The 12,192-nt window shown below is 63.8% G+C and carries 8 protein-coding genes and 1 tRNA gene; 4 read left to right on the top strand and 5 right to left on the bottom strand.

The window, feature by feature from the left end; translation table 11 throughout:
* Positions 1 to 468: 468 nt before the first annotated feature.
* A tRNA-Ala gene (locus tag DFR29_RS27830) sits at positions 469 to 544 on the bottom strand.
* 250 nt (positions 545 to 794) lie between these two features.
* On the opposite strand from DFR29_RS27830, the gene DFR29_RS27825 reads away from it, so the two are divergent.
* Positions 795 to 1,187 (top strand): hypothetical protein, encoded by a 393-nt coding sequence (locus DFR29_RS27825; protein WP_133821914.1) that lies wholly within the window; start codon positions 795 to 797, stop codon positions 1,185 to 1,187.
* A 162-nt stretch (positions 1,188 to 1,349) separates the two neighbouring features.
* Here DFR29_RS27825 and DFR29_RS27820 read toward each other — a convergent pair whose 3' ends face one another.
* A complete protein-coding gene (locus DFR29_RS27820) occupies positions 1,350 to 3,497 on the bottom strand; it encodes a pre-peptidase C-terminal domain-containing protein (RefSeq protein WP_166654400.1) in 2,148 nt (715 codons plus the stop codon).
* Between the two features lie 582 nt (positions 3,498 to 4,079).
* Here DFR29_RS27820 and DFR29_RS27815 point away from each other — a divergent pair.
* Positions 4,080 to 4,397, top strand: a complete 318-nt coding sequence (locus DFR29_RS27815) for a lipid-A-disaccharide synthase N-terminal domain-containing protein (RefSeq protein WP_133821912.1) — start codon at positions 4,080 to 4,082, stop codon at positions 4,395 to 4,397.
* A gap of 201 nt (positions 4,398 to 4,598) precedes the next feature.
* On the opposite strand, the gene metH is transcribed toward DFR29_RS27815, so the two are convergent.
* From metH to DFR29_RS27800, 3 genes are all read right to left on the bottom strand, one after another.
* Complete coding sequence (metH, locus tag DFR29_RS27810) at positions 4,599 to 7,298, bottom strand: methionine synthase (protein WP_133821915.1); 2,700 nt, start codon at positions 7,296 to 7,298, stop codon at positions 4,599 to 4,601.
* 135 nt (positions 7,299 to 7,433) lie between these two features.
* Positions 7,434 to 8,525 (bottom strand): homocysteine S-methyltransferase family protein, encoded by a 1,092-nt coding sequence (locus DFR29_RS27805; protein WP_133821911.1) that lies wholly within the window; start codon positions 8,523 to 8,525, stop codon positions 7,434 to 7,436.
* An 86-nt stretch (positions 8,526 to 8,611) separates the two neighbouring features.
* Complete coding sequence (locus DFR29_RS27800) at positions 8,612 to 9,538, bottom strand: ArsR/SmtB family transcription factor (protein WP_133821910.1); 927 nt, start codon at positions 9,536 to 9,538, stop codon at positions 8,612 to 8,614.
* A 173-nt stretch (positions 9,539 to 9,711) separates the two neighbouring features.
* On the opposite strand from DFR29_RS27800, the gene DFR29_RS27795 reads away from it, so the two are divergent.
* A complete protein-coding gene (locus DFR29_RS27795) occupies positions 9,712 to 10,470 on the top strand; it encodes a carboxylesterase family protein (RefSeq protein ID WP_166654399.1) in 759 nt (252 codons plus the stop codon).
* A gap of 241 nt (positions 10,471 to 10,711) precedes the next feature.
* Positions 10,712 to 11,872: an acyl-CoA dehydrogenase family protein gene (locus tag DFR29_RS27790; protein ID WP_133821908.1), complete on the top strand. Its 1,161-nt coding sequence runs from the start codon at positions 10,712 to 10,714 to the stop codon at positions 11,870 to 11,872.
* Positions 11,873 to 12,192: the final 320 nt, after the last annotated feature.

Genomic DNA, 12,192 nt, shown 5'->3' with positions numbered 1-12,192 from the left:
TGAGTATCCGCCGTATTGCCGTATCTTGAGCATTGTTCAAGATGTGACGCATCTTGCCGACGTCCATGGCGTTTTCTGCGCCATAAAGACCAACGCATATTATTGCATATTGACATTGTTATATTTTGATCATAATTAATAAGTAGGAGGCTATATTGCATGACCAAGATACTTACGGCATCTATTCCGCTGCCGGATCAGCTAGACGAAGCAATCCGCGATGTCATTGAGAGTGGCGAGTACGACACTCAGGTGGATGTTATCCAGTGCAGTGCTTTCTTTGTATCTAAGTACATATGTACACTATAGGATTCTGGCGGACGCACAAGGAAAATCGTTTTCGGAGTGGGGAAGGGAAGCACAAGGAGGGAGGCCGCAAAGGTAAGGTTGCGGGCTCAAAGTGCTGTTACGGTGCTGTTACGAAGAAGCCGGCACTAAGCCGGCTTCAATGTAACTTGCTGATCTAATTGGTGGAGCGGAAGGGGATCGAACCCTCGACCTTCGCATTGCGAACGCGACGCTCTCCCAGCTGAGCTACCGCCCCATGGTGACTGCACTGCGCCGTTGCGGCGCAAGAGCTCGAATCCTAGCGCGGGGCGGTGTAGTTGCCAAGCCCTCGATGGGGCTGGCGCCGTCGGGGCCGAGGCCGGCTGCCCAGGTTCGGGGTTTGTGGCAGGGCTGGCGCAGGCGTTCTGCCCGTATTTCGTGCCGGCATAGCGGGGCCGCCAGCACCGATATTGCCCATTCCCCCGCCAATCGCCGACCATCGCCGCAACCTTTGCCGGAAGCCTGCCATGAGTTTCACGATTGAGCTGTTGGTCAAGCCTTTGCCTGCGGGCGATGAAAAAGCCTGGGACATGATCGAGGCGATCGGCGATGCCTACGACGACGATGACGATGACCGGCCCAAGGCGCCCGCTTTGCTCGCATTGCACGAGCGCTTGACTGCGCGCTATCCGTGTCTTTCCAGCTACGCGCCGGATGACGATTCGAGCGACGCCTGCCCCTGGGCCGACGGGCCCATGCTCGGCAACTTCGGGCATGACATGGGCATGCTGGCGATTGTGCCGTCGCGGGTCGACGAGGTGCTGCCTTTCATCATCGTGACGGCGCATGCACTGGGCATCAGTGTGGCGGACGGGCAGTCGGGCGAAATCCATCGCGCGCCGCGCGTCGTCAAGCGCTGACGGACGCGTAAGCCGGCTGCTGCTTTGCCGGCCGGGTTTGCGCTTATTCTCGCTACATCGTTGCCGCAGCGCAGCTGCTGGCGCAGTTCCGGTTTCCTGCCGCAGATCGCGGCAGGCAGTGCTGCTGCCTGCCGCGATGCGTTGTAGCGATGTTTCAATGACTCAGAACTGCAAGCCCCACTGATCGATCTTGCCCGTATCCCCCGGGCCGTTGTCGTTCACCCGCAGCTTCCACACGCCGTTGGCGGCGACGGCGGAGGCGTTGACGGTGAAGGTCTGCACGATGTTGTCGGTGCCGGCGCCGGTGCGGTTCCACAGGTTGAAGGCGGTGCCGTTGGGCGCGATCAGGTCCACCTTCAGGTCGCCCTGGTAGGTGTGCAGGATGGTCACGTCGACTTTCAGTGCGGCCGGGGCGTTGCCGCTGACGCTGCTGACCGTGATCGGGCTTTCCACGGTGGCGTTGTCGGTGATGGCGACATCGGTGGTGCTGTCGAAGCGCGGGCCGGCACTGCCGGTGGTGTAGCTGCCTTTCAGGCTCACGCCACTGAAGGCGCTGTAGCCGCGCAGCTTGATGTACCAGGTGCCGGCCTGGGGCGCGGCAATGGTGCAGGTTTCCGCATTGCCACCCAGGTAGGGACGGCAGTCGTAGCTGCTGGTGGTGGGAGCGGCGCCGTATTTCACGTAGAGGTCGGCATCGCCGGTGCCGCCGCTGGCCTGGAATACCAGGTTGGTCGCGCCGGCAGGTACCGTCATCGTGTACTGGATTTCGGCGTTGGCGGCGGCGGCGAGGCCGCTGACGGGAACACCGTTCTGCAGGATCAGCGCGGTAGAGCCGACGCTGACCGAGCGGCTGGTGCTGTTGGTGGCGCCCTGGTTGTCGGTCACGCTCAGCGTGACGGTATAGGTGCCGGCGGCGCTGTAGGTCTTGCTGGGACTGGTGGCGGTGCTGGTGGTGCTGTCACCGAAGTTCCAGCTGCGGCTGGCGATGCTGCCGTCGCTGTCGCTGCTGCCGTCGGTGAAGGCGGCCGTCAGGCCATTCGTGGTGAAGCTGAAATTGGCCGTGGGCGGCTGGTTACCGGGGCCGCTGCCGCCGTCGCCGGCCGGAATGGTGTTGTTGAAATAGGTCGCTACCTGCGGCCAGATCTTGGCGATATGCGCGCCGGTGTTGTTGCAGCCGCCCAGGTGGTGCAGGGCGATCACCTTGTTGCTGCTGCGCGCCAGCACGGGCGAGCCGGAGCTGCCGGGTTCGGTATCGCATTTGTAGCCGGCGTCGGTATTGGTGCCGTTGCCGTTGGTGATGGCCGCGTCCACCTTGCAGCGGCCGCCGCCGTTCTGGTCGCTGACGGTGGCCAGTTCCTTCAGGCGGCCGCCGGGATGCTGCGGAATGAAGATTTCTTCGCCGGTGGTGGGTACGCGCACGTCCAGTCCCATATGGCCGAAACTGGAAATAGTGGCAAAGTTCTTTACGGTAAACAGGCTGTAGTCGAGGGTGGTGTCGGTTTTCAGCAAGGTGTCGCCGGGTACCTTGGTGGTGGTGGCGCTGGTGGTGCCGGTGCAACTGGCGGCCTGGTAGTTGAACCACACTTCCGAGGCGGCTACTTCGCTGGTGCTGGCGAAGCAGTGGTTGTTGGTGAACATTCGGTTGTCGGCGCCGACGCGCCAGGCCGTGCACAGGCCACCGCCGCCCATCACCAGGCGGGCTACCGGACGGGTGCGGTCGAAGGCGGCGGTGTCGCTGGTCTGGTAGCAGGCCGCGGCGCGCTTGTCGTTGCTGCCGCAGATGGCTTCGGGCGTGGGGCCGCTGAGCAGTTTCTCCTGCTGCAGGGCGGGCAGCAGGTCTTCCGGGAAGCCTTCCAGGTAGCTGCCGATGGTTACGCCGTGGTCGCGCGTCCAGCGTTCCTGCGCGGTGCCGACCAGGCGCAGCACGGCGATGCTGCCGCTGATGGACATGGCCGAGAAGCGGCTCTGGCCGTCGTCGCCGCGGCGTGCGTCGCTGGTGTGGGCATCGAGCTTGTCTTTGGAGTAGCGGTAGACCTCGGTGCCGTCGGCGTTGCTGACTTCGAGGGTCAGGCCTGCGGGCAGGCTGAAATGGTCGAAATGCACCTTGATGAACGAGGCGCCGCTCACGTCGATCTGCTGCGGTGCACGGGCGCCGACATCGGCCAGGCTCAGGCGGATATCGGCGCTGCGCTGGGCCGCGATGGTGGGCACGGCGAAGGCGGCGGAGCGGTCCTGCGCGTGCGCGGTGACCGCCATGAAGGCAAAGGCGCCGGCAATGGCGCGTAGTGCGGTGAATCTGGACGATGGCATGAACGTTCTCTGGTTGGACGTCGATGACTCGTCGGACACCCGCCGGGGCGACACAGCGCACAGCCGCACCTGCACGTTTTTCAGTGCATGCGCGAGTCGCTGGCCTCGCAGGTCCGGCCTCCCCCCGGAAGCCGATCGCTGGTCCCTCCCCGGACGTTCCAGCCAGGGCGCGCGCAGTTGTGCCACTGCATCGCACCGGCGGGAGCCGACCCCTCCCCACGATCGCCGACCGCGCTTTCCGGCGCGGCCGCAATCCCCCGGGCGATGCATTTCGCCCGAGTGCTGCCGCGACGGCGGGTAAAAACGCCCACGGCTGCGCGGCATCCCGGCTGCGCTTGTACTGAAATGGATTTGTGTCGAATAGGTGCCGCGCTGTGCGGCGTGAACCGATTTCGACGCTATGCCCCCCGGCATTGCGTCTGCAGACCTAGTCCCCTCAGACCGGTCAGCGCGAGACAGTACGGCGCTGCCTGCGCCCTGTCAACGACAGGGGTCACGAAACGGCCAAGCTCGTAGGCGCTGCTAGAATAGCCACCCCCGCGTGGTGCGCGGCGCCTCTTCCGTCCTAGCCAGTAGCCCGTCATGGATCAAGTTCTGTTCGATTTCGACCATGTGGTCATCACGCCGTGGAAGCTGATCGGCTACCTCGGCGCGTTCTTGTTCACTGCACGCTGGTTCGTGCAGATGTATGCGACACGCCGGCTCAAGCGCGCGCATTTGCCGATGGCGTTCTGGTATCTGTCCATCGTCGGCAGCCTGATGACCTTGTCGTATTTCATCTGGGGCAAGAACGATTCGGTCGGCATTCTGCAGAATGCGTTTCCGGCGCTGGTGGCGATGTACAACCTGATCGTGGAGTTGCGGCATCGGCAGCAGGAACGGACAGCCGGAGTCGGGTGAGCGGACAGCCAATAGACGCAACAAAAAAAAGCGGCCTAGGCCGCTTTTTTTAATTATCGATGCGCCACGCTTTGGCCCTTGCCTCCACGCTTGCGTGGGAGACGGGCGGGTGAGGCGGCAGGTTTTCCAGCCAGCTCGAATCGGGATTGTCGCGAACATTCCCGCAACCCGCATCACGCGAAGTCGCGAGCCGCCTTCGAGCTACTCCGGATCGTAATCCAGCAACGGCGCCAGCCACCGCTCCGCCACTTCCACGGTCCAGCCCTTGCGCTTTGCGTAGTCTTCCACTTGTTCCTTGCTGACCCGGCCAACCACGAAGTACTGGCTTTGCGGGTGCGAGAAATACCAGCCGGAAACCGCTGCCGCGGGGTACATGGCGAAGCTGTCGGTCAGTTCGATGCCGGTGTTCTTTTCCGCATCCAGCAGATCGAACAAGGTGCCTTTTTCGGTGTGTTCCGGACAGGCGGGGTAGCCCGGCGCCGGGCGGATGCCGACGTATTTCTCGGCGATCAGGTCGTCGTTGGCCAGGCCTTCGTCGGTGGCATAGCCCCAGAATTCGCGCCGCACGCGCTGGTGCATATGTTCGGCAAAGGCTTCGGCCAGGCGGTCGGCCAGGGCCTTGAGCAGGATGGACGAGTAGTCGTCGTGGTCTTTTTCGAAGCGCTCCAGGTGCGGCTCGATGCCGATGCCGGCGGTCACGGCGAAACCGCCGATCCAGTCGGCGACCTTGGATGCCTTGGGCGCGACGAAGTCGGCCAGGCAGAAATCGGGCCGCTCGGGCGGCTTGTCGGCCTGCTGTCGCAGGAAGCGCAGCAGGGTCGGCTTGCCGTCGCCCGCGCGCACTTCCACGTCGTCGCCGACGCTGTTGGCCGGCCATAGGCCGATCACGCCGCGCGCGGAAATCCACTTTTCCTCGATGAGCTTGCGCAGCATGTTGCGCGCGTCCTTGTACAGCTCGCGCGCCTGCACGCCGACGATTTCGTCGTCGAGGATGGCAGGGTAGTTGCCGGCCAGTTCCCAGGTGGAGAAGAACGGCGTCCAGTCGATGAAGTCGACCAGGCTTTGCAGCGGATAGTCGTCGAATACGGTCAGGCCAGGCTTGACCGGCGCCGGCGGTACATAGCTGTCCCAGCCGCCGTTGAAGGCCTGGCCGCGGGCATGGGTCAAGGTGACCAGTTTCTTGCCGGGGCCGCGATCCTTGTGGCGGGTGCGGATTTCCGCATATTCGTGGCGGATGCGCGTCATGAAGTCGTCGATCAGGTCTTTGGAGATCAGCGACTGGGCCACGCCGACGGCGCGAGAGGCGTCTTTCACCCAGACGGTCGGCGATTTGTAGTGCGGTTCGATCTTCAGCGCGGTATGCGCGCGGGACGTCGTCGCGCCACCGATCAGCAGCGGAATTTCCAGGCCCTGGCGCTGCATTTCCTTGGCCACGTGGCTCATTTCTTCCAGCGACGGTGTGATCAGGCCGGACAGGCCGATCATGTCGGCTTTTTCCTCGCGCGCGGCGTCGAGGATTTTCTGCGTCGGTACCATCACGCCGAGGTCGACCACGTCGAAGTTGTTACACCGCAGTACGACGCCGACGATGTTCTTGCCGATGTCGTGCACGTCGCCCTTGACCGTGGCCATGATGATCTTGCCGTTGGTCTTGCCGACGTCGCCGCTGCGCAGCTTTTCCTCTTCGATGTAAGGCAGCAGATAGGCAACGGCTTTTTTCATCACGCGGGCGGATTTGACCACCTGGGGCAGGAACATCTTGCCGGCGCCGAACAGGTCGCCGACCACGTTCATGCCGTCCATCAGCGGGCCTTCGATCACGTCCAGCGGGCGCGTGGACAGCTGGCGCACTTCCTCGGTGTCTTCGTCGATGAACTGGTCGATGCCGTGTACCAGGGCGTGCTTGAGGCGTTCGCGCACATGCTGCTCGCGCCAGGCGTGCACTTCGACGACGGCTTCGCCTTTCCTGGATTTGTAGCGGTCGGCGATTTCCAGCAGGCGCTCGGTGGCGTCGTCGCGGCGGTTGAGCACCACGTCTTCGACGCGTTCGCGCAGGTCGGGATCGAGGTCGTCGACGATGGGCAGGCCGCCGGCGTTGACGATGCCCATGTCCATGCCGGCGCGGATGGCGTGGTAGAGGAATACCGCGTGGATGGCCTGGCGTACCGGCTCGTTGCCGCGGAACGAGAACGATACGTTCGACACGCCGCCGGAGACATGGCAGTGAGGCAAGGTCTGCTTGATGATGCGCGTGGCTTCGATGAAGTCGACCGCGTAGTTGTTGTGTTCTTCGATGCCGGTGGCAATGGCGAAGATATTCGGGTCGAAGATGATGTCTTCGGGCGGAAAGCCCACTTCGTCGACCAGGATGCGGTAGGCGCGCGTGCAGATTTCCACCTTGCGCGCGCAGGTGTCGGCCTGGCCGACTTCGTCGAAGGCCATCACCACCACGGCGGCGCCGTAGCGCTGCACTTTCTTCGCCTGTTCGATGAAGGTTTCCACGCCTTCCTTCATCGAGATGGAATTGACCACGCCCTTGCCCTGCAGGCATTGCAGGCCGGCTTCGATGACCGACCACTTGGACGAGTCGACCATGACCGGAATGCGCGCGATATCCGGTTCGGACGAGATCAGATTGATGAAGCGCACCATGGCGGCTTCGGAATCGATCAGGCCTTCGTCCATGTTGATGTCGATGATCTGCGCGCCGCTGGCCACCTGCTGCCGCGCTACGTCGACCGCTTCCTCGAAGCGGCCCTCCTTGATCATCTTCTTGAATGCCGCGCTGCCGGTGACATTGGTGCGCTCGCCGACGTTGATAAACAGCAGGTCGGGCGTAATGACCAGCGGTTCCAGGCCGGAAAGGCGCGTATAGCGGGGCAGGGTGTTGTCGTTATCCATGGTCATGCAGGCCAGTCATAAAGCGAACGTCGGGTGAGAGGGGTAGCTTGGGCTAAGCCGCAAGGGGCACCCCGATACCAAGGTATCCCACCATCAAAAATGCAAAGTCGAAAGCATCGAAAACCTTGCTACGCACTAGGCGACTTTTTCTATGCCGTAAGCAACCGGCACGCGCGGCGCAATTCCCGCCACCGCGTCGGCAATAGCCTTGATATGTGCCGGCGACGTGCCGCAGCAGCCGCCGACCAGATTGAGAAACCCCGCTTCGGCAAATTCGCGGATCGTCTCGGCCATTTCTTCCGGCGTCTCGTCGTATTCGCCGAATGCATTCGGCAGGCCGGCATTCGGATGCGTGCTCACGTAGCAGTCGGCCAGGCTGGACAGCGTTTCCACGTGCGGACGCAGATCCTTGGCGCCGAGCGCACAGTTCAGGCCGATCGAGAGTGGCCGCGCATGGCGCATGGAATACAGGAAGGCCTCGGCGGTCTGGCCGGACAAGGTGCGGCCGGAGCGGTCGGTGATGGTGCCGGAGATCATCACCGGCAGGCGCGCGCCGCGCTGGTCGAACACCTGCTCGATGGCGTACAGCGCTGCCTTGGCGTTGAGTGTGTCGAAGATGGTCTCGACCATGATGATGTCGGCGCCGCCGTCGATCAGGCCGCGCATCGCTTCGCGGTAGGTTTCGCCGAGTTCGTCGAACTTGACGTTGCGATAGCCGGGATCGTTCACGTCGGGGCTGATCGAGGCGGTGCGGCTGGTCGGGCCGAGCACGCCGATGACGAAGCGCGGCTTGTTGGGAACCTTCGCTTCGATCGCGTCGCAGCACTCGCGCGCCAGGCGCGCGCCTTCCTTGTTCAGCTCGTACACGATGTGTTCGAGGTGGTAGTCGGCCTGGCTGATCGAGGTGGCGTTGAAGGTATTGGTTTCGAGCAGGTCGGCACCGGCTTCCAGGTAGGCGGTGTGCACGGCCTGGATGATCTGCGGCTGGGTCAGCAGCAGCAGGTCGTTGTTGCCCTTAAGGTCGCAGACGTGGTGCTTGTGGTCGTGCACATGGTGGTGGCGGCCGTCGTAACCCTGCGAGAAACGCTCGCCGCGATAGCCGTCTTCGTCCAGCTTGTAGCCCTGGATCATGGTGCCCATGGCGCCGTCGATGATCAGGATGCGCTGCTGCAGGGCGTCGAGCAGGGCGTTGGCGCGGGAAGGATTGAGCCAGGGCAGGAGTTTCATGTCGGTTACCGCATGCTGTGGGGCGGGAGTGATCCGGAATGGCCGGGCCAGTCGGTACTGCTGCAATCTGTAAAAAGAAACACTTGCTAAGGTTTGCGCGCCAATAGCGTCAGGACTTCGAAATGCGGCGGCCGCTGTTCCTTGGTCGCACGCTGGCAGGCGACGACATCCAGCCCGGCCTTGCGCGCGAAATCGCGCAGTTCGTCGGGCTTGAAGCCAAGGTTGCGATGGTCGAACGGTTCCACCGTGGTCTTGTGCGCATGCCGGCCCAGCGTGGCGGCGAGCAGGCGGCCGCCGGGGCGCAGTACGCGCGCGGCTTCGGCAATCACCATGGCAGGCCGCTCGGTATAGGTGAGGGCGTGCATCAGCAGCACCAGATCGAAGCGGCGTTCGCCGAGTTCCAGCGCGTGCATGTCGCCGAGTTCGACGCGGACATTGGTCAGTGCCTTGAGGCGCGTCTGCGCGGCGAGTACCACGCGTTCGCTGGCATCGACGCAGACGATGGAGCGCGCCTGCGGTGCCAGCAGTTCGGCGAGTACGCCGTCGCCCGAGGCGATGTCGAGTACGTCGCCGGTTTCCACCAGCTGGGTCATGGCGCGGGCCAGGGCTTCCCAGGTGCGTCCGGGCGAGTAGTGGCGTTCCATGTCGCCGGCGACGGTGTCGGCCCAGCCTTCGGCGCGGGCGCGCTGGGCGAGTACGCCGGGCAGGCGGTCGTCGTCTTCGCGCAGTACGGCGTCGTCGACGCTTTCCTTCAGCGCGCGCAGCAGCGCTTCTTCCCGCGGCGGCAGTTCGGTATTGCAGCGGTAATAAGCCGATACGCCGGCGCGGCGGTCGCGCACCAGGTCGGCTTCCTTGAGCTTGGCCAGATGCGTGGAGACGCGCGGCTGGGCCAGGCGCAGCACGGCGGACAGCTCGGCCACGGTCAGTTCTTCGCGTTCGAGCAAGGCGAGCAGACGCACCCGGGTGGGGTCGGACAACAGGCGCAGCAATGCCGACGTGGCGGCCAGATCCACTATTTATCCTTTCATCTTGATCAAAAGATGGATGCGGAGCGTAACGGGGCGATGCTCGCGGGTCAATGAAGGCGTGGCGGATGTGGCGACGGCGCTGTCCGATCCCTGTCGACATCGCCACACGGCGCTGCGCTGCGGCTATTCTTCGCGGCCATATGCGAACCCTTGTTCTGTTGAGCCTGCTTGTAGGCGGTAGCGCCGGTGCCGCGCAGGCGGTCGACGATGCGGAGCTGGCCAAATACTGGAGCCGCGATGCCTTGCACGTGCCGTATCGCGCCCTGCTCACGGCCAGGCCGGCGCGCGGCGAGCACGTGCCGCTGGTGGTGTTCCTGCATGGCGACTGGCAGGACGGCGAGGACAACGAGGCGCAGCTGGACGGCTACGGCAACGGCTCGATGCAGCTAATCGACCAGGCGCGCAAGGCCGGCACGCCGCTGCTGTACATCGCACCGCAGACCACCGACGGCTACTGGCCGCCGGAGCGCGTGGCCGCGGCGATCCGCGATGCCGTGCATACGTTTCCCGTGGATACGCAGCGCATCGTGATCACCGGCATTTCCGACGGCGGCACCGGTGTCTGGGACACGCTCAAGCGCTATCCGAAATGCTTCGCCGCCGGCGTGCCCATGTCGGGCATGACCGAACCCTCGGGCCTGCGCCACATCGCGCAAATTCCACAATGGATTTTCCACGGCGCCGAGGACGACGACACCGATATCGAATGGGGCTATGGCGGCGCGCAGGTGGGCTCGCGCGTGATCGTGCGGGGGTTGCGTGCTTTCGGCGGCGCGCCGAAGTACACCGAGTACGCCGGCGAGAAGCACGTGATCTGGTCGCGGGCTTATAACGAAGCGGAATTGCTGCCGTGGATACTGGCCCAGCGTTTGCCGTATCCGGGGTGTTTTGTCCGCCGCGACCGGCAGGACGACTGAGGGGCGGCAGCACCAGCCAGCCGGCGCGCCGGCCCTTCGCCTGGCCCACGGCTGGCAAGTGCGGCCGGCGCTGGCGCTTTTGTGCTCACGGCTGGGGCGGTCCCGGCGCGACCTTGGTCGGTGGATTTGGCGCAATGATCCATTTGGGCAGCCGAACCGGTAAAATCGCCGATCCTTCACCCTCCGCGGGACGTGCCGGCTTCTTGGGCGCGTCCGACGTGCGGCCCAGCAGGAGTTGCCCATGGATTTCCGATTTACCGAAGACCAGCTGTCGATCCAGGCCATTGCGCGCGATTTCGCCCAGAAGCGCATTGCGCCGGTAGCGGCGGAGTTCGACCACAAGGGCGAGTTTCCGCTGGCGAATATCCAGGAAATGGGCCAGCTGGGCCTGATGGGCATCGAAGTACCGACCGAATACGGCGGCGCCGGCATGGATTCCATTTCCTACGTGCTGGCGATGATCGAGATCGCCGCTGCCGACTGCGCCCACTCGACCATCATGTCGGTCAACAACACCTTGTATTGCAACGGCCTGCTGAAGTTCGGCACGCACGAGCAGAAGCTGGCCTATGTGGCGCCCATCGCCTCGGGCCAGGCCATCGGCGCCTTCGCGCTGACCGAGCCGCAGTCGGGCTCCGACGCCACCGCCATGCGCTGTCGTGCGACCAAGCAGGCCGATGGCAGCTTCCTCATCAACGGCAAGAAGAGCTGGATCACTTCCGGTCCGGTGGCAAAGTATATTTTGCTGTTCGCCATGACCGAGCCGGAAAAGGGCGCGCGCGGCATCACTGCCTTCATCATCGACACGGATCGCGCCGGCTTTGGCCGCGGCAAGACCGAGCCCAAGCTGGGCATCCGCGCCTCGGCCACCTGCGAGATCGAATTCGCCGACTACCACGCCAGTGCGGCCGAGGTGATCGGCCAGGAAGGCGAGGGTTTCAAGATCGCCATGGGCGTGCTGGATGCGGGCCGCATCGGCATTGCCTCGCAGGCGGTCGGCCTGTCCCGCGCCGCGTACGAGGCGACGATCGTCTATTCGCAGGAACGCAAGGCGTTCGGCCAGTCCATCGGCAGCTTCCAGATGACCCAGGCCAAGATCGCCGACATGAAGTGCAAGCTCGATGCTTCGCACCTGCTGACCTTGCGTGCGGCCTGGGCCAAGCAGCAGGCGCAGGAACACGGCGGCCGTTTCTCCACCGAAGCCGCGGTTGCCAAGCTGACGGCGTCGGAGTCGGCCATGTGGATCACCCACCAGGCGGTGCAGATCCACGGCGGCATGGGCTATTCCAAGGAGATGCCGCTGGAACGCTATTTCCGCGATGCGAAGATCACCGAGATCTACGAAGGCACCAGCGAGATCCAGCGCATGGTGATTGCGCGCAACGAGACGGGCTTGCGCTGAGTTTTCTGTTGGCCTGAAGAGCGATAGGCGGTACGGCGGCCGTTGAATTTTGTGGCCGTGTTTCAAACCCTCGCGGTATCGCGACACGCCTGGGACTGAGCCTGGCGGGCGTTCCTGCTCCCTCACCCCAACCCTCTCCCCAAGCGAGCTTGGAGGAGAGGGCGTTTTTGGGTATCCCGCACCTACGCGGTTTGATCGCTATAGCTTTGCTTCAGCCATCCTCCAAACGTGTTGGAGGAAGCTTTTCCTATCCCGCACCGATACGTTTTGATGGCTACCGCTTTGCTTTGGCCCTCTCCACCAGACTCGTTTGGGGGAGA

This window comes from Tahibacter aquaticus (genome assembly GCF_004363655.1).
GTDB lineage: Bacteria > Pseudomonadota > Gammaproteobacteria > Xanthomonadales > Rhodanobacteraceae > Tahibacter > Tahibacter aquaticus.
Note: the sequence above shows the minus strand (reverse complement) of the source record. Positions and strands in the feature narration are given on the sequence as shown.